Annotated in this window: 9 protein-coding genes; 6 read left to right on the forward strand and 3 right to left on the reverse strand. The window is 37.9% G+C overall.

Features of this window, described 5'->3' with window-relative positions:
* Window positions 1-152 precede the first annotated feature (152 nt).
* Window positions 153-12,779 carry a CARDB domain-containing protein gene (locus tag K350_RS28155; RefSeq protein WP_037574910.1) on the reverse strand — a complete coding sequence of 4,209 codons (12,627 nt, stop codon included), beginning with the start codon at window positions 12,777-12,779 and terminating at the stop codon, window positions 153-155.
* 729 nt (window positions 12,780-13,508) lie between these two features.
* Between K350_RS28155 and K350_RS0109700 the strand changes: the two genes are divergently transcribed.
* The 3 genes from K350_RS0109700 (at window position 13,509) to K350_RS0109710 (ending at window position 15,364) form a co-directional block, all read left to right on the forward strand.
* Window positions 13,509-14,090, forward strand: a complete 582-nt coding sequence (locus K350_RS0109700) for a YdeI/OmpD-associated family protein (protein ID WP_028979742.1) — start codon at window positions 13,509-13,511, stop codon at window positions 14,088-14,090.
* Between the two features lie 112 nt (window positions 14,091-14,202).
* Window positions 14,203-14,892, forward strand: coding sequence for a helix-turn-helix transcriptional regulator (locus K350_RS0109705; protein ID WP_028979743.1), 690 nt, complete (start codon window positions 14,203-14,205; stop codon window positions 14,890-14,892).
* Between the two features lie 79 nt (window positions 14,893-14,971).
* A complete protein-coding gene (locus tag K350_RS0109710) occupies window positions 14,972-15,364 on the forward strand; it encodes a RidA family protein (RefSeq protein WP_028979744.1) in 393 nt (130 codons plus the stop codon).
* Between the two features lie 53 nt (window positions 15,365-15,417).
* Here the strand turns inward: K350_RS0109710 and K350_RS0109715 are convergent, their stop codons facing one another.
* Entirely contained in the window at window positions 15,418-15,753 is a 336-nt protein-coding gene (locus K350_RS0109715; RefSeq protein ID WP_028979745.1) for a hypothetical protein, read from the reverse strand.
* A gap of 449 nt (window positions 15,754-16,202) precedes the next feature.
* Window positions 16,203-16,598, reverse strand: a complete 396-nt coding sequence (locus K350_RS0109720) for a DoxX family protein (protein WP_028979746.1) — start codon at window positions 16,596-16,598, stop codon at window positions 16,203-16,205.
* An 89-nt stretch (window positions 16,599-16,687) separates the two neighbouring features.
* Here K350_RS0109720 and K350_RS0109725 point away from each other — a divergent pair, with 89 nt between their 5' ends.
* The 3 genes from K350_RS0109725 to K350_RS32325 all read left to right on the forward strand — a co-directional run bounded on the left by K350_RS0109725 (window position 16,688) and on the right by K350_RS32325 (window position 19,134).
* On the forward strand, window positions 16,688-17,524 hold the full coding sequence (locus K350_RS0109725) for an AraC family transcriptional regulator (RefSeq protein WP_028979747.1): 837 nt from the start codon (window positions 16,688-16,690) through the stop codon (window positions 17,522-17,524).
* Window positions 17,525-17,633: 109 nt separating this feature from the next.
* The gene (locus K350_RS0109730; protein ID WP_028979748.1) at window positions 17,634-18,503 is read left to right on the forward strand and encodes a DUF808 family protein; all 870 of its coding nucleotides are present in this window, start codon (window positions 17,634-17,636) and stop codon (window positions 18,501-18,503) included.
* A gap of 283 nt (window positions 18,504-18,786) precedes the next feature.
* A complete protein-coding gene (locus K350_RS32325) occupies window positions 18,787-19,134 on the forward strand; it encodes a hypothetical protein (protein WP_156026988.1) in 348 nt (115 codons plus the stop codon).
* Window positions 19,135-19,623 lie beyond the last annotated feature (489 nt).

Genomic DNA, 19,623 nt, shown 5'->3' on the forward strand with positions numbered 1-19,623 from the left:
CTATTCGCATTGTTAAAATTAATATAACACCAATGGAAGTAGGAAAAATAATAGAGCCAATGCTCGAAATGCAATAAAAATAAAACAAAAGAGGCTGCTTAAGATCTCTCTTACAGCAGCCTCTTTGCTTATGAATAACTTTACTAAGTCTATTACCTTTCTACAACCATCTTCTTAACTGACTTTCCTTTCTTAGTATAACAATTGACGAAATAAATTCCCGGATCCAGTTTGTTTAAAAGTTTAACTTCAGAGTCTATAAAATAAGTAGCATCTCTAAAGTCTGTCACAAACATTGACCTTCCAAGAACATCTACCACTTCAAGGGTCACAGTTTCTTGAATTTCTAGTCCTGTTATAAGGACATTGAACTTAAAGCCATCAGAAGGGTTTGGATAAAGTATAAACGTTCCTTCAACTTTCGGATCAGCGACTCCAGTGACTACGCCACTCGAGATAAAACAAGTATCAGGCTGAACTTTTATAGCTTCTTTGTTATTCACATTATCTTTCGATACTGCATATAAACAATATGCTTCACCTTCTTTTGAAGGAATCTTGTAAATTGAGTCATTAGAGATATCTGAGGCTATTAACTTGTACTCAGCATTTCCGACAGCTACATAAAGATCAAATGCTTTTGCTCCGCTGCCATTAAAGTCATCCTCTATTACTGCTCTCACAGAAATTGAATCGTTACTAATAGCAAGAACTTTTACCTTAGACACCGGAGGCTCTGCATCGATGATATTGAATATCTCCGGAGTAATGATCGGAGCATTGATATCAAACACGATGTCAGCCTGAGCAAGAATTGAATCACCTGTGATAGCATTGTTCTTCGCTTTAATCGTATAGTTCACAAAGCCTTCTCCTGCACCTGTAGAATCATTAAGAGCAAGGAATCCTTTCAATGGATCTGAAGGAGGTAATCCTGTTTTAGGATCTATTGTCTGTAAAATCCAGAAAGCCTCATTTTTCTCAATGTCAATACCTGCAGTTACTTCAAGATCATACCCTAAAGAATCCGGTAGATCCACTGTGTTGAAGTAAGAAGATACATTTCCATCAACACTGAAAACATAATCAGCAAATCCGAAATCTTTAACTCTGAATGTTAAAGGATTCAAGTCACTATCCAGCACCTGTCTGATCTCAACTTTCTGAGCAGGAGCTGTAGCAGCTTCAGGATCATTTTCATAACGAATGGTATATGGTAATACTTCGCTTCTTGAAACATATTTACCTTCACCATATCCTTTAGGACCAATGATATCATTCGGATCACAAGATGCCACGATCTGATTACAGATAATCCTTTGTGCAAGGCAATTCAACACTGTAGCTGCTCCTAATATATTAAATCCACCAGGGACACATCCGACATCACCAGGACCAACACCCCATCCCGGAGGCGCTTTAGGGTCTGTCATTAATCCACCAATAGCATAACCGCAACCAAATGCCCCCATAGAACAGTTAGCAACACCCCACGCAGGCGTCAATGCAACAGATTCAAATAAACTCTCGGCACAGCTTCCAACAGTAATAGCGCAACCTGTTATTGTAAAGAATGTATTACAGATTGCTGTACCTACAGTTCCGTTATTACCGCATCTTGGTTGTCCACCAGGGCCGCCAGGACCAGGACCTCCCGGACCACCAGGACCGCTTGGGCCACTCGGACCGCTCGGACCACTTGGGCCTCCAGGGCCAGGACCACCAGGACCAGGGCCGCCCGGTCCACCAGGACCGCCTGGACCACCTGGACCAGGACCACTCGGACCGCTTGGACCTCCAGGACCGCCTGGTCCACCAGGACCACCTGGACCGCCTGGACCACTAGGACCTCCTGGGCCACCTGGACCACCTGGACCTCCGGGAGAACCAGGACCACCTGGACCATTTCCGGGACCGCCCGGGCCACCGGGACCACCTGGGCCACCTGGACTACTTCCAGGACCACCTGGGCCTCCAGGGCCTCCAGGACCTCCGGGAGCGCCGGGACCTCCGGGACCACCAGGACCTCCAGGACCAGCAGGAGTTGTTCCGTTTCCAGGACCACCCGGGCCACCAGGGCTACCAGGCTGACCTATACTACCTCCCGGAGCTCCGGGAACACCTGGTTGTCCTACACCAGGTTTATAAGCACTAAAGCATAATTTTAATGTATCTGTTCCAGCCAGTCTCAGATAGAAGAAACCACCATACAGATTGTTGTAAGTTGCAAAACGACTTATATCTATAGAAAACTTATTTGCAGCAAATCCAGAAATACCACCTGTAGCAACTGCGATTGTCCAGCTTGTATCAACAGCAGGGTACCATCCTGAAAGTACATTAGGATTATTTGCAAAATCTAAAGATGCAAGCCTGATGACAAATGGATTTGAAGAAGTTGCTGTTATCTGAATGGAACCAGATGCTTTAATAAGATCCCAACCTGGATTAGCACCAGCGACTCCTGCATATTTGTTTATTTCCCACAGATAGTCCTGACCAGCACCAAAGATCACATTGGAGCCATTTAAAGTACCAGGGCTATTACCCGGACTAAATGTAAAGTTTCCATTTACCAATACAGGAGGCTGAGAGCCACAATTGCTGCACTGTACATTAGCTTTTGCAAACTCTGCAGGTGAGAAGATTTTTTCAGAATAATAAACAGCTAAAACAGAATCCATATAGGCTGCACTGTCTACCGCAAAATTTCTCCAGTTCGAAGGAGCGGAAGGATTCTGAAGGATCGTCCTTCTCGTTGTCTCAGCCGAATTTACTTGCTGAGAAATATATCTTTCTGCACTATATCCCACAGCTCTTGTTCTTACCGGGAAGAACTGAGATGTAAAATGGCTTACGATCAGGTTCATCGCAAGTACTTCTCCCGGCCTTACATCCTTACCTAGTAAAGGAATTACTTTGTAAGAATCTACCAGGAAGAAATCTTCAAATGACTTACTCTGACTTGTATAGCTACTGCGTTTTCTTATTTGCTTACTTGCTGTAAAGCTTACGATATTAGTAGCCGCCGGAACAGAGAGATCTGCATTTATAAATGGAATATCAACGTTACCTATATTCTGAAGATAGAATGTGTATTGTGCTTTTCCACCAAGCCTAACAAGATCCGGAGCAATTTCATTGAAGTCTACAAGGAAGCCTGTTGCCTTTTCAACAGTCAGACCATTGACAAGGGTGAACGTTTCATTAGGATTGACAGCCTTAATATTGTAAGTACCAAAAGGAACTTTGGTTAGATCCCAACGAACATCTACCTGCATACTGCTCATGAAAGTTCTTATCTCAGCAGTATCAACAGGCACATTGGATTTATTAACAAGAATAAACTGTGTTTGCTTTTTAAATCCTGCACCATTCAGTTTGGTTGTAACAATACCTTGTCCTACTGTATCAGAGTTAACTTCGATAATACTGAAAGGTAGTGCTTTGGCAAGAATCGTTACATTCTGAAGATTATTGAAATTAGTTGGCGTTTTTACCAGCAGATAATACGTTCCGCCTTTTGTAGTAGGAACCAGTAACTGCTGATTGACACTATTCGGATTTTCAAAAATATAATCAAAATCGTTTAGAGATGGTACTCTGTTATAGGCAGCATAAATCTCATTTGTACCATTGCTTCTGTTACTCTTAAGTGTAACTAAAAGGTCTTTGTCTGCAGGTACATTTATTTTGTAGTAAAGCAGTTCACCTTTTTCAAGAGGAGCTGTTTGTGGCACATCCAGCACAAGCTCTTTAATAGAAACATTCAACTGGTTTGCCGAAACTCTGGTATTGTTATTAAGATCTGTTTCTACAATCGTATTAAGTGCGTTCGTCACTCCGATACCATAATAATTACCTTCAAGCAAGCCAGGCATTTTCGAAGAAACACTTCCCGAAACAGAATCACCAGGGTTTAACTGAATATAACCATCTTTGGTACCGAACAGAGGATCATTCACCTGATCCAATTGCTGGTCTTTTGAGAAGAACAACAGGTCTCTTAGGTTACCAATAGCAGGATTGCTGCCGATATTTTTCACTGAGTAAGTTACTTCTACATTTTTACCAGGCTCAGTAGAAGAAGGGATATTTAATCTATTAAGTACAAGGTCGCTCGGCTGAGGAACAACAATTGTAACTACAGCATCACCAAGATTATTTTCTTCTTTGGTATGTTCAAATACCCTGTTCTGATAATCTGTTTTTACAATCAGATAATAATTACCTGAAAGATAGTTGGGCACTTTGATCTTTGCAGTAGCGTTATAAATTCCACCAGTGGCAAGGACACCATTTCTTGTAAAGCTACCAACTATATAATAAGTACGGCTCAAATCTCTGGTATTAGCCAGATAAATCTGATCTGTCCATGCATTTTCAACAGTTGCCCCCGTTCCTGCATTTTCTATTTTATAACTGATATCCAACTCCTGCCCCGCCAGCAATGTAGCTGGTGCCTCTATTGTTTTTACAATAAGATCAGGAGGGGGAGTAAGAGCAATATTAATTTCGAATCTTCCTTTATTATTTGCCTTAACAGTGTCATTTGTTACACGAAGGTTATGATCAGAAGATACCAGTAAATAATATTTTCCTGAATAGCCATTAGGGATTGTTACCATTTCGCTGAAAAGATAATCAAAACCAGCAGCTAAGCCTCCGCTATAAGACTTATAGGTTAACTGAGCATCATAGTTATCCAGTATTGTATCTTTCGATATAAATAGCAGATCATTCCAGAAATCTACATTGGTCGCAGCGCTACCCGTATTTTTAACATTCCAGCTGACAGGTATTTTCTTTCCTGATTCTGCAGATGTCGGAGCACTAAGGCTTGTAACTTTCAGATCTGCTACAACCTGAGGTAGAATATACAGCTTGGTTCTAGTGCCGAATGAGTCGCTTTTCGCAACATTGTTACCTTCCTTTGTGTACTCATATATCTTATCTGTAATGTCGGTATAGACATACAGATAATAGATTCCTTCTTGAAGTTCTCTTGGGATTCTAATTGATGCTTTTTCTGAATAGTTAGAACCGGCATCAAGAGCAAGACCACGTGTTACAGAAGTTAATTGCGTTGCATTACCTGCAGACCACGTAGGAGATGAAGATATAAAGATTCTGTCAGTCCAGGCAGGACCTGCAGAAGCCAATCCTCCATTAGAAACAGTCCATGACACTTCAGCATCCGTATTCGCTCTGATTGTATCTTTTACTGAAATATTAAGGATACGAAGATCCGCATATGGTGAAAGGCCCACATTTATCGGAGCAGAACGTTTGATATTATCTCCTTCATAAATGTATTCAAATACTTCCTTATTAAAATCCGAATAAACATAAACGTAATATTGACCGGAAATTCCATCAGGCAGATTAAAGGTCAAACCTGCGCGATAAATTGAATCCGGCTTCAATGAAGATCCATTGTATTTATCTACACTTCCAACTTCTATTGCTTCTTTTATATTAAATGTATCCAGCTTAGAAAAGAAAACTTTATCACGCCATACATTCTCTACAGGTGCATTAGCTCCACCATTGATCACTTCCCAATTCACTGTCAAAGGTTTTCCTGAAAATCCTGATGGAGGAACAGTTACCTTCTCTACAGCCAGATTAGCTGGTGGTGTCAATGTAACATTGATAATGTTGCTTCTCTGTGAATTATTTACATTCGAGAGCTCATCAACATTATTCAGCACATCAGAAATTAAATAGATATAATATTTGCCTGAATAGGAATGTGGCACAGTTACCTGAATAGTTTTTGTATAAGAACTGTCTTTAGGTAAATAATCAGGAATGTTATACCAGTTTAATGTATTATCACAAATGAAGCCACCTGGGTACTTTGGTGATCTTAATTTAACACTTACATCAGTCAGAAACTTAGATCTCGCAGGATTAAAGACAGAATCCTGAGAAATATAAATGGCATCCATCCAGTAATGCTCTTCGAAGTAGCAATACTTCTTCAACGAATAATCATAATACTGATAGTGAGTTGCAAGTGTATTACCTGTAGCATGAGCGATTGCAGTATTGGTTACTTTATAGGTAACATTGATCTTACTTCCGGAGAAAGTAGCAATAGGTGTACCTAGCGAACTGACAACCAAATCAGGTTTAGGAGGAATTGATACACTCAATACACCTGAAGTTGTATCAAACTTGGTATTGTTATTTTTATTAGACTCCAGGATTGAATTATTTACATCTGCTTTTACAAATACAAAATAATCACCTACTGTAGTCTGCGGAATATTAAACGATGCTGTCTGACTATAGCTTAAACCTTCAGCAAGATAGCTCAGATTATTAATGCTACCGATCAGAACATCCTGAGATGCATCGAATAAGGTATCATCAGACAAATAAACTCCATCCCTCCAAACCTTAGATTCTGTGCTTCCCAATCCTTTATTCTTCACCTCCCATGTCACTGTCAGCGGTTGGCCACTATAAATTGCAATTGGAGTCTTCACTGAAGTCACCTGCAAATCAGGTAACTTTCTGAGAGTGAAGCTCTGCAGCGGTCCATCTGTGCGGAAGCAGGAGTTTTTACCTGTAACTTTCCATTTGTACAATACTCCATAATCCAAACCATTAACAGAATAATTGATTTGGCTTATATTAGAATATCTCGGAGTTGCAGGAACAGCCTGATCTGCCTTCCACATATAGATATCATAAGTAGATGCATATTGAGCCGGAGCCCATGAAACTTCAAGTGGCTGTCCAAGATTTAATGTAGAATCAGCTGGAAGCATATTGCTTACTTGTCCCGGAGCAACCACAGGTATAATGTTGATTTTAACACTGTCGCTATATGTACATCCCCTGGCTGTAGTTGCAGTCAGTTTATAAAGAGTAGTATCTGTAGGAGTTACTGATATTTTTGCAGTTGTGGCTCCTGTAGACCAGTTATAAATGCTCGCTTTACTTGAAACAAGCTCTACAAGGTCTCCTTTACAAACTGTTGTGATCTTACTTACAACAGAAATTTTAGGTGCATTATTGAAAGTATTAACGATTAGGTTAAAGATACCTGTCGCAGAAGCATTTCCTTCCAATATCAGATAGTAGGTCTTGCCAGGAGTCAATGCTCTGGTATTGATACCTGCATAAATTCCGCTGTAGTTATTGTTAAATTCTATAAGTGCCTGAGCTGAATCTATCAAATGAAGATAAGTGTCAAAATTTGAGCCTGCAGTTGAAATGCTGAATGAATCAACGCAAGCCGGCACTTTAAACTTATAGAACACATCATTCGATGGCTGATTGGTCATTCCTGTGAAACTGTCAGAATACAGATCTGCTGTATCTTTTATTGAATAAGGGAATGAATTAATGACTATCGGATTACTAAAGTGATCTCCTCTTCTGCTTTCTTTAATAGAGAAAGCATTTCCGCTTTCTGCAGTTACAGAAAGATTTGCCCCATCCGTTAATTTAATCAGATACTGATTCGATACTGCAAGTGATACAGGAATTGCCCAGTTGTAAGAACCTGAGTTATTGGCAGAACTACTAATAGTTTTCCAGGTAATGCCATTGTCAGGAGAATATTCAATTTTTATAGTATTAGAAATAAGTCCTGCTGAAACCCAGGTAATTTTCTTGGTTTGTCCAAGATACCAGGTTTCACCTCCAACAGGTGATGTAATATATATAGTTGGCTTTGCAATTCTGAAAGCCGTCTTGCTTGAATCTCTTATTGAAGCATCAGAAGTACTGCTAAGTCTTACAAGATAGTTTGCAGAAGGATTTATACTTGCAGGTATATTCCAGGTATAAAAGCCTGTATTTGCAATAGAAGATACCAGGGTCTTCCAAAGCTCACCATCAAAATATTCTATTTTAATATTACCAGGAACGACACCAACATTGCTCCATGTGATATTTTTCGTTTGTCCCTGATACCAGGTTTCTCCACCCACAGGTACATTAAGCGTAATCCTTGGTTTGAAAATAGTAAAGGCTTCATTAGTTTGATCCTGAACAGAAATATCTACAAGATCTGCAACCTTAACTAAATAATTTGATGAGGTCTGTATTGAAGAAGGTATTGCCCAGTTATAAGAACCACTGTTGGTCACAGAAGCAGTAATCACTTTCCATGTAATACCTTTGTCATCCGAGTATTCAATCTTTACATTTGGAGAAGCAAATCCCTTATTGGTCCAGGAAATAGTTTTAGTTTGTCCGACATACCACTGTTCTCCTCCATTTGGCACATTCAGTATAATAGAAGGCTTTGCAATAGTGAAGGCTACATCACTTGTGTCTTTGTTTGTGGGATCCAGGACATCAGAAAGTTTGATATAACAATTGGTTGATGGTGTTACAGAATAAGGAATTGTCCAGTAATAAAAGCCTGTATTCGGAGCAGAAGCAATGATATTATTCCAGCTCGCACCTCCGTTCACTGAGTATTCCAGTTTCACATTTTCAGAAGCTCCCAGACTGCTCCACTGTATGGATTTCGATTCACCCACATACCATACTTGTCCATCATTCGGAACTGTAATACCTACAACAGGTTTGATAATAGAGAAGGCAACATCATTAGAGTCATAGCTGGCAGCAAAGTCAAGAGAAGTAACTTTCACAAAACATTTCGAAGAAGTTACCGCATTACTTGGAATCGTCCAGATATATGAACCACTATTAGCTGTTGATGCTGTAATAGGCGAATAACTCAATCCGTTATTAACAGAGAAGTCTATTTTAACATTAGCGCTTGAAGTAAGACCATCAACGCTCCAGGAAATAGTCTTGTTCTCCCCTACTTTCCATATTTCAGTTCCTGTATTTGGTGTAAGCACTTTAACAACAGGATAAGAAATTGAGAAACTATTATTGCTTACATCGGCAATTGTGTTTGCTACTGTAGCACTTTGCATAGAGGTCACTCTGATTCGGGCATTCGGAGCAGCTATATTCGGAACTTTCCAACTATAATTTCCATAGTTATAAGTATAGTTGTTGATTAACTGCCATGTAGTACCGTTATTATCTGAATATTCAAGTCTTACATAATTTGAAGGAAGATTTGAAGCTGCCCAATAAATTGTATACGTCTGACCTGCATAGTATTTCTCTCCTCCGTTAGGAGTTGTAATGGTTATAGCGGGATCATTATTAACAGAGAAATACGCATTATTATAGTCTACATTACAAGTTTTATTGTACTCATAAACCTGCACTAAACCTTTTGATGAAACCTTATTCGTTGGCAGCAACCATTCGTAAGTTCCATTGTTTGCAATATTATTTGCAGCATTTCCATCCTTATTTCTTATCCAGTCCCAATTGGCTCCGCCATCCAGAGAATACCTGAGTGATATATTACCAACCATTCCTTCAGAGGTCCAATTAACTGTCTGAATAGAGCCAGAGCCCCAGTTTTCACCTCCTGCCGGAGAGATTACCGACAGCTTAGTACCGCTCTGCGTCACTGCAAAATTGGCATCACTCGAATCTTTAACATTTCCATTATAATATCCTGAAACTTTAACCCTTATATCACCAGAAGCAATAGATGGTACAGTCCAGTTATAAGAATTTGAATTATCATCTATATAATCTTCGCCAATATAAATCCAGTCATTTCCTCCATTGACAGAGTAATACAGATTTACATAACTCTGTACACCTTCCTGGTTCCATTTGATTGTATATGTTCCACAACCAGGTATGCTTTCTCCGCCATTAGGCTGAGTAATCTGAATTACCTGAGGAGTAATGGTGAATACATTATTACTTATATCAAAAATGGTAGCATCTGCAGCTGCACTTATTCTGATCAGACACTGAGCAGAATTAAGGAAGGCTGGAACAGTCCAGCTATAATTTCCATAATTATAAGCAGAATTAGAAATGACCTGCCAGGTGTCACCATTGTTAATAGAGTACTCTAACTTAACATAAGTAGTTGGCAGATTAGAAGAACTCCAGTTGATAGTATAAGCTCTTTCTGCAAATACCTTTTCTCCTCCATTAGGCGTTGCTACAGTAATGATAGGATTGTTATTTACAGAAAAGAGCGTATCACTGTAATCAATGTTACAGGATTTACTGTTTTCATAAATCTGGATCAGACATTTAGAGGATACCTTATTACCAGGAAGCAACCAGTCGAAAGAACCGTTGTTTGCGATATTGCTGGCATTGTTTCCTGCTGGGTTTTTAACCCAATCCCAATTTGCTCCTCCATCAAGAGAATATCTCAAAGACACATTACCAACTGTTCCGGTTGATGTCCATTTGATTGTTTGTATCGAGCTTGAGGACCATGTCTCTCCAGAATTTGGAGAAGTTAAAGTAAGGTAACTTGAACCTTTGGTTATTGAAAATGCAGCATCACTCGAATCTTTTACATTTGCATTGTAATAACCACTTACCTTTACTTTTATAGCTGCTGAAGAAACAGTTGGCACTGTCCAATTATATGAATTGGAATTATCTCCGATATAATCTTCACCTATATAAATCCAGTCTTTACCATTATTGATGGAATAATACAGATTCACATAATTCTGAACTCCCTCCTGATTCCATTTGATAGTATATGTTCCGCAGCCAGCAATACTTTCACCACCATTAGGTTGAGTAACCTGAATTACCTGAGGAGCAAAAGTGAAGACCTGATTACTGATATCAAATATTGTTGAATCTGCAACAGAACTTACTTTGAATAAAGCTTGTGTTGAATTTAATGTTTCCGGAACGGTCCATCCATAATTACCATAGTTGTAGGTGGAATTAGTGATAACCTGCCATGTTGAACCATTATTTACTGAATAGGCGAGCTTTACATAAGGAGTAGGAAGATTGGATGAACTCCATGTCAATGTATAACTTTTGCCGGTATACACCTTCTCTCCACCGTTTGGTAAAGCAACAGTAATGACAGAATTGTTATTAACAGAAAAGAAATTGTCGCTATAATCTATATTACAGCTTTTATTGTATTCATAAATCTGAATTAAACCTTTTGATGATTGCTTATCAGAAGGAAGCATCCATTCGAACGAACCAGTGTTTGCAACATTATTAGCGTTGTTTCCTGCAGCATTTTTTACCCAATCCCAATTGGCGCCTCCATCAAGAGAATATCTCAGAGATACATTTCCAACCGTACCTGTAGAAGTCCAGTTGATGGTTTGTATAGAACTTGCTGGCAATGCTTCTCCTGAGTTAGGAGACAGTATTGTAAGATAATTCGGAGATTGCGTAACAGAAAAAGCAGCATCACTTGAATCTTTTACATTTCCATTATAATAACCACTAACCTTAACTCTTATTGCAGTGGAAGGAATTGATGGGACAGTCCAGTTGTATGAATTTGAATTATCTGCAATATAATCCTCACCAATATAAATCCAGTCTTTGCCATCATTGATAGAGTAATACAGATTCACATAATTCTGCACGCCCTCCTGATTCCAGGTTATATTATAAGTACTGCAACCTTGAATACTTTCACCTCCATTAGGAGCAGTCACTTGGATGACCTGAGGAGCAATGGTAAAAGTCTGATTACTTATATCATAAATTGCTGCGTTGGAAGCTGAACTCACCTTAAACAAACACTCAGTTGAATTCAGCCCTTCAGGAATAGACCAGCCATAGTTGCCGTAGTTATAGGTTGAATTGGTGATGGTCTGCCAGGTTCCTCCATTATTTAAAGAATACTCCAACTTTACATAAGTTGTAGGAAGGTTGGAAGAACTCCAGTACAAAGTATAGCTTCTTCCGGAATATATTTTCTCCCCACCGAATGGATAAGTCACTGATATGGAAGGACTGTTATCTATTGTAAAATAGTTATCACTATAATCTACAGTACAAGTTTTGTTATATTCATAAATCTGTATCAGACAATTTCCTGACGCAGCTACCGATGGTACAAGCCAGTTAAAATTACCTGTATTGGCAATATTGTTCGCATTATTTCCATCTTTATCTTTTACCCAATCCCAAGTTGCTCCTTTGTTTACAGAATATTTCAGAGAAACATTTCCTACAGTACCTGTTTTGGTCCAGCTTATCTGTTGAAACGAACTTGCAGAAAAAGATTCTCCACCATTGGGTGATGTAATTTGAAGTCTGTTTGCTCCAGGCACAACAGTAAAATTGGCATCACTGGAGTCTTTAATATTTGCTTCATAATAGCCACTCACCTTGACTCTGAATTTGTCTGAAGCCATTGAAGGCACAGTCCAAGTAAAGGTATTACTATTATCACCGATATAATCTTCTCCGAAATAAATCCAGTTGTTCCCACCATCATAGGAATAATAGAGGTTTACATAATCACGCACACCGCCTTGTGTCCATGTGATCGTTTGTGTTGTACAACCCGTCAGGCTTTCTCCTCCATTAGGAGAGGTGATTGTTATAAAAGGTTGCTTGATGGAAAAGGCAGCATTGCTGACATCATTGACTGTGGCGTCTCCATAATCGCTCACTCTTAGTAAGCATTGTGTAGATACACCGGAAGGTACCGTCCAGTTATAGGTACCAGTGTTGTTAACACCGGATTCAATGAGGTTCCACTGCGTTCCGTTGTTAACAGAGTATTCAAGTTTCACAAAACCTGATGACAGTCCGGAACTGGTCCACTTTACAGCGAACACTTTTCCTACATACGCACTCTCCCCTCCATTTGGAGCAGTGACGGCTATAGTCTGGGCTACAGAGTTAAATACACAAATAAGTGAAATAATAACTAAAGCCTCTATTCTTTTAAAAATTTTCATATAAGATGAATTTTTCTATGGTGAGTTTCTGATGAATCAGAAATTTTTAAAAAGGAGCACGAATTTATAAAAATATCTTTTTATGAAATCAATCTGAAATATGAAAAATTGAAAAATTCGATAGAATCATAGAAAAATACCAGATTACTGGATAAGAAAAGGGGATAACTTCATTTAAAAATTATATCGACCCGGTTAATTTTAATCTTAATTTAATCTGATTTTTTCCTAAAACAGATGCATATCTCTTTTTATAGATATAAGTAAGTTGAAACTTACAATTATAACGCAGACCAATCTCAGTATAAATACTTATAGGTAATGACAGAATGAAAAGCACATACACTGGAGTTTGTGAGCTCTACATATAAAGCACTGGTTCAAGCATCCTCGCTTGAACCAGCGCAAATCAGAGATTATATTTCCATATCAGCAGTTCTTTATAGATATAAAATGCTTTTTCATGAAGCTTTGTATTCTCTGACAAGTCAAGCTCGATAGCATGATCATCCAGCTGATTAAAATAATGATTTATAGAAAATGTGTATTCAGTTATTAGAAAGAACTAAACTCCAAATTGAATGAATTTTGACCATTACCCTATTTTTTGCTGACTGCTGACATAAGGTTGTCACTTGTCAGGTTTATATTTGTTTCAATTGACAATGGATCAATTAATGAATACACTACTTTTATTACTGAAAGCAAAAAGACTGTTGACAAATAGAAATGTCTGAAAAGGAACCTGAAACATATTGCCCTAAAAGCCGGACAGACTGGCGAAAATGGTTAGAAAAAAATCATCAGTCAAAACAGTCTGTCTGGCTTGTTTATTATAAGACATCAACCAAAGTTCCTTCGCTTACCTGGAGTGAAGCAGTCGATGAAGCACTTTGCTTTGGATGGATAGATAGCACTAAAAAGACTATCGACAAAGAAAGGTATATGCAATATTTCAGCAAAAGAAAACCTGATAGCACATGGTCAAAAATAAATAAAGATAAAGTTGCCAGACTTATCCAAAACAACCTTATGACAAAAGCTGGCTTAGACAGCATCAATACTGCTAAACAGAATGGAACATGGGACATCATGCAGGATATTGAAGAATTGATCATACCAGAGGATTTAACAATTGAATTGAATAAATATGAAAGTTCAATGGATTTTTTTCAGAGCCAGTCTAAGTCAATTAAGATAACAATGATGCATTGGGTTGTAACTGCTAAAAGAATCGAAACAAGAAAAAAGAGAATTGAAGAAATAGCACGGATGGCTGCCAAAGGAATGAGACCAAAACAATTCGGGTAAAAAGATAGCTTAGACAATGCAATGATTCCTGGGCTTTAACTTCCACACCAGCGATGTTTCCAGTCTTCCAGAACAGGCCACTACTCTAAAATCCCCACCGATAATTTGACGAATGAACGACAACGATACCAAACGGCTTTCCCGACTGACTGCTATCTTAACACAGTTGCAAACAAAACGACTTTTGACAGCAACAGCATTAGCGGACAAGTTTTCAGTTAGTATTCGTACCATTTACAGGGACATCAGAGCTTTGGAACAGGCTGGCGTTCCGATTCTGACTGAAGAAGGGAAAGGTTATACCCTAATGGAAGGTTACAGAGTTCCACCTGTAATGTTTACCGAAGCACAGGCCAACGCACTGATTATGGCAGAACAATTAGTTCTCAAAAACAAGGACGCATCGCTTATCAAAGATTACACAGAAGCCATAGATAAAATAAAATCGGTTTTGAAACAAAGCATAAAAGTCAAAGCTGACTTACTTTCTGAAAGAACCCGATTTGACCAGAATATTAAAAGGGAAAGAAACAGCAACAGTCTATCGGATTTACAATTTGCTTTGACAAATTATTGCCTTACAAAAATCGAATACATTAATGAGCAAAACAAAATCACAATCAGAGACATTGAACCATTTGCATTACTAAGCACAGAAAACTGGTTATTGATTGCCTACTGCCGCTTGCGACAAGAGTTTCGCTATTTCCGGTTAGACAGAATTAAAAAACTGGAAGTGCTTCCCGACAAATTTAAACCCCACGGAATGACCTTGCAAGAGTTTTTTGACAAGTATCATTAATTCATTTCATACCCCTGACACAAGGCTGTCAGTACCCAATCTTAATTTTGAAATATTGAACAAGTAAAACAAAATTAAGATGGAAAAAAGAACAATTGATCCCTGGGTTTGGGGCGAAAAAACAAACTCTGCACAGGCAGTAGAAGTTAAAAATGTATCAGGAACACTATACTGTTCGGGACAAGTAGCCATTGACGCCAATGGCATACCAAGCAGTGATGATATGCGTTCCCAGTTGGTGCAAACCATTCAAAACCTTGAAACCCTAATCAGCACATCAGGGTACGAAGCAAAAAATATTGTAAGGCTGAATGTATACACAACATCTGTGCAGGAGTTTTTCACCACCTGTATGGACGTCTATGTACCGTTCATTCTCAAGCACGGTATTCAACAAGCCACTACACTGCTTGAAGTTAAAGGACTGTTTGCAACTCTGACCATAGAATTAGAAGCTACGGTGGTAAAGTAATAATAATAAAACCATCTCCTGCTGGTTCAAGCGTCCTCGCTTGGACCAGTTTATCAGACTTCATATTTCCATACAAGCAGCTCTCTGTAAATATAAAATGCTTTTTCATGAAGCTCTGTATTCTCTGACAAGTCAAGTTCTATAGCATGCTCATCCAGCTGATTAAAATAGAATGCATAGAGCCCGTCTGTTCTGTTTTCTATACCCAGCAAGCCGAAGACAAGCTTACTTAAGTCACCGGCATAGGCTGTATCATAGCCATCCTTCTCCAGTCGCTTCGATATCTTACGATTTCTTATATCTTCTGCAATTAAAAATATGGTCAGTTCTTCTTTAGCCGGAAGCTTGATGAGGTTGAGATTCTTTGGAAAAAGTTGTGGTTGTTTCATAGCTATTGTGTTGGTTGATAAAAGTTTATGATGCAAATATACCCTATAGTCCTCGTTTCCAAACGAGGATTTCCGAGAATAGCGATTGTATCGCTATTTATTAAAACTTAATTTCATCAATAAACTTAAAAAAGAGAGGCCTGGTCATTCAACTGAAAGTGCTTACTGTTTTTTTATATTGATGCCATCGCTCAAAGCGATGGCATCAATCCTTTTCCCCGCTTGGTGAGAGAAAGCCCTTAGATAGCAATATATCTCATTTACTTCTTCAACAACACCTGATCAACAGAAATACCATTCCTCCTTTAAACTGAAGCAACCACACGAAAATCATCACATGTATCAACTGAGAAGGAATTGCTTCCCTCCTCTGGCTGAAGTCTATTTGACTTCAGCCCACAAATGAGAGCAAGTTTATAACTTGCGGTTAAATGACAGATGGCGACATACTACCTCTTCAACAACACCTGATCAACAGAAATACCATTCCCCCCTTTAAACTGAAGCAACCACACAAAAATCATCACATGTATCAATTGAGAAGGAATTGCTTCCCAGTTTTCAATAAGAGAGGTGCCGAATATAAGTAATATCATAATACCAGCTCCGGAGATCAATGCTACTTCAGTAAAAAGCCCCACGATTAAAAGGAAACCTATTACAAATTCCATGAAAGGTAATGCATAACTGAAAGGTACTACCAATGCCTGAGGCAGCATGGATTTTTCGAACCCTGTTACCATCCAGTTGCTAAAGGCTGAAAGCTTTGGAAAACGAACCAGGCCATGACCAAACATACTTGCTCCTACTGCAAGTCTCAATAATAAATAAGCTGTTGTATTCATATCATAATTGATTTTTATAGTAACAAATTTATTCAGGAAATAAAGGAAGGGCTTGTAAGAACAATGGATAAATTTGTACATTCACAGGTATGGAAATCAGAAATATCCATCAACCTTTTGAGCTTGATATACTGGAGGTAAGCTCATACACAGCCAAATCTCATAAGAACACATTTTTTGAAATGATCTTTGTCCTTGAAGGAGAAGGAATACAAATCGTTAATGAGCATAAACTTCCTTATAGTCCGGATAAGCTATTTCTTGTTTTCCCGGAAGACAAGCATAGCTTTGAAGTTAAAACCCTTACCAAATTTTTATTTATCCGCTTTAACCACAGCTATTTAAAAAATCAAAGCAAAGAATGGATCCAGAAAATTGAATATATCTTTCATAACCATAATCACCTTCCGGGGTGTATGTTAAAAACAGTAACAGATAAGCCTCTGATCAGGGCTCTGGCCTTAGGACTTATTTGTGAAAAAGAAAAACGCAATCCTAATCATCATGAAGTTATCACTCAACTCATTAATACTATCATTACAATCGCTGCAAGAAACATTACACTAATGGATGTTTCCGGATTTATACCTACTTCATCAAAAGATTCGGTTTCATTATTAAACTATATCCACGAGAACATTTACTCTCCGGAAAAGCTGAGAGCCGAAACCATAGCAGATCAATTCAACATTTCCGTTACATACATCAGTGAATATTTTAAGAAACATACAGGTGAAAGTCTTCAGCAATACATAATACATTACAAGATAAAACTGGTTGAAACCAGGCTTCTTTATACTCCAATGAGACTAAGTGAAATCTGTGATGAATTTGGATTTACAGATCTGAGCCATATGAACAAGACATTTAAAAAATATAAGGGTGTAAGTCCAACAGAATACAGAAAAACTAATGGATTTGAATAGTAAACTGTTCTAGAACAATGGCATCAATCCTTTTCTCCGGATAAACAACGACAGATTTTTTAGCTTATAATCCTTATCTTTAACGTTAATAATTAAATCAAATAATTTTATGGCTTCTGGTATTCTGGCTATTTTAGATGACATCGCTGCTTTAATGGACGATGTGCTGATAACCAGCAAAATTGCAACACGTAAAACCGCAGGAATTTTAGGTGACGATTTAGCAGTAAATGCAGAGAAAGCAACAGGATACCTTTCTTCCAGAGAACTACCTGTAATCTGGGCAATTACAAAAAAATCCTTGCTAAATAAATTCATTATTATCCCTCTTGCCTTATTATTCAATTTCATTTTCCCCATAGCTATAAAAATCATATTGGTACTGGGAGGATTTTTTCTAGCCTTTGAAGGAGCTGAGAAAATTGTTGAATACTTTTTTCCTCACGCTGAAGCCCAGACAGAGCAAGGAACAGAAACTACTGAAGAAGATAGCGCTTCTATTGAAAAGGAAAGAATCAAATCGGCTGTCAGAACAGATTTAATTCTTTCTATTGAAATAGTAATCATTGCATTGGGGACAGTTTTAGACCAAAGCCTGACAATACAAATTCTCACAGTATCAGTGGTAGGAATTATAGCAACTATTGGTGTATATGGTTTAGTGGGCCTTCTTGTAAAAATAGATGATCTCGGTTTCAAGCTCATTAGAGATTCTAATAACAAAGGATTTATATCCAGGATAGGTCACTTTTTAGTTCGCTTGCTTCCTTACATTATTAAATTCTTATCTATCGTTGGCACTATTGCTCTCCTTCTGGTTTCAGGAGGCATATTTATTCATAATATAGAAGCACTCCATCATTTATTTCCGGAAGTAAATTCTCTTATCAAAGAGTTCGTAACAGGATTAGTTGCGGGTCTTCTTGTAGTAGTACTAGTAAAAGCAGGAAAGAAAGTTTTTTCATTGGGTAAAAAATAAAAGCACTGCTTACATAAATTCTATTGATAGCACTCCTGCATTTAATTAAGGATTATCAGGAATACTATTGTATGTAAAACTCAAAATGGAATTATACAAAAGGATAATTAAAATAGTGGATTTGAATCTGATCTGTTGTCTGATTCCAATAATACTGACTTTATTTCTTATCGAACTTTTCTTCAGGAACCGATTTGAAACAAAAAAAGTACTGAATCTGATTCGTTGGACAATTATTATTTATGCGTTAGTTATTTGGACAGATACATTAATCAGAATAGCTATGCACCCGGAAGAGTTTGCCTTTTCTAAATGGGAAGCAGGGCACTGGATAATGTTCTTATCTCCTTTGTTACTACCATTTACATTATTAATAAAAAAATTAGCATCTAATTTTTTATACGTTCTCTTTGTAGCTTTTTGTATAAAAATCGGATTCTACTTCGAACGTTTTGTAATAATTGTAACAAGTTATCAAATGGATTTTATAACTGAAAACGGGAGTACCGAATTTACAGACTCAGTCTTATTCCTAATTGAAATTTTATTTTTACAAGGAATAACAATCGCAATTCTGGCTTTAGGGATTTTTGAAATAATGAAAAGAAAAAAACTGAGCACAACGAGCTAATGAGAATTTAATATAACCTCCGCAATGAAAATTTGCATTGCACAAACAATACCCTATAAGGCAGATATTTCTTCAACATCGAAGCACAAAAGACTTATTGAACTTGCTTTGACAATGAATGCGAATGTAATTCTCCCCTCTTACTTTTATTTAATCGCATAAATTATTTATAGGATTAGCCATTTAAGTCCCGTTGACGATAGTCGTCACATTACTAAAACTTTAAATGACCTCACCCTAAATCCCTCTCCTGAAGGAGAGGGACTTTAATGTGTATGTTATTAGTTCTAATCGCTGTTAATTCAATCTTTTTATCGTCGACTGTTCCCTTCTCCTTCAGGAGAAGGGTTAGGGATGAGGTTTAATTGGCTTGAATACGGGAACTAAATAATTATTCCTGATTATTTAAATCTTCTTCGCAAATGAATTGCGAAGTGAACTTGCATCTTTGAATTAACATCAAAAACAAAGATGAACAAATGGCAAAAC

Source organism: Sporocytophaga myxococcoides DSM 11118, from assembly GCF_000426725.1.
Classification (GTDB): Bacteria; Bacteroidota; Bacteroidia; order Cytophagales; family Cytophagaceae; genus Sporocytophaga; species Sporocytophaga myxococcoides.

Excerpts from the sequence above, each read along its gene's own strand:
- K350_RS0109700 (WP_028979742.1), top strand. The coding sequence starts at position 13,509 with ATGTCTGAAAAGGAACCTGAAACATATTGCCCTAAAAGCCGGACAGAC.
- K350_RS0109715 (WP_028979745.1), bottom strand. The coding sequence starts at position 15,753 with ATGAAACAACCACAACTTTTTCCAAAGAATCTCAACCTCATCAAGCTT.
- K350_RS0109725 (WP_028979747.1), top strand. The coding sequence starts at position 16,688 with ATGGAAATCAGAAATATCCATCAACCTTTTGAGCTTGATATACTGGAG.
- K350_RS0109720 (WP_028979746.1), bottom strand. The coding sequence starts at position 16,598 with ATGAATACAACAGCTTATTTATTATTGAGACTTGCAGTAGGAGCAAGT.
- K350_RS32325 (WP_156026988.1), top strand. The coding sequence starts at position 18,787 with ATGCACCCGGAAGAGTTTGCCTTTTCTAAATGGGAAGCAGGGCACTGG.
- K350_RS0109705 (WP_028979743.1), top strand. The coding sequence starts at position 14,203 with ATGAACGACAACGATACCAAACGGCTTTCCCGACTGACTGCTATCTTA.
- K350_RS0109710 (WP_028979744.1), top strand. The coding sequence starts at position 14,972 with ATGGAAAAAAGAACAATTGATCCCTGGGTTTGGGGCGAAAAAACAAAC.
- K350_RS28155 (WP_037574910.1), bottom strand. The coding sequence starts at position 12,779 with ATGAAAATTTTTAAAAGAATAGAGGCTTTAGTTATTATTTCACTTATT.
- K350_RS0109730 (WP_028979748.1), top strand. The coding sequence starts at position 17,634 with ATGGCTTCTGGTATTCTGGCTATTTTAGATGACATCGCTGCTTTAATG.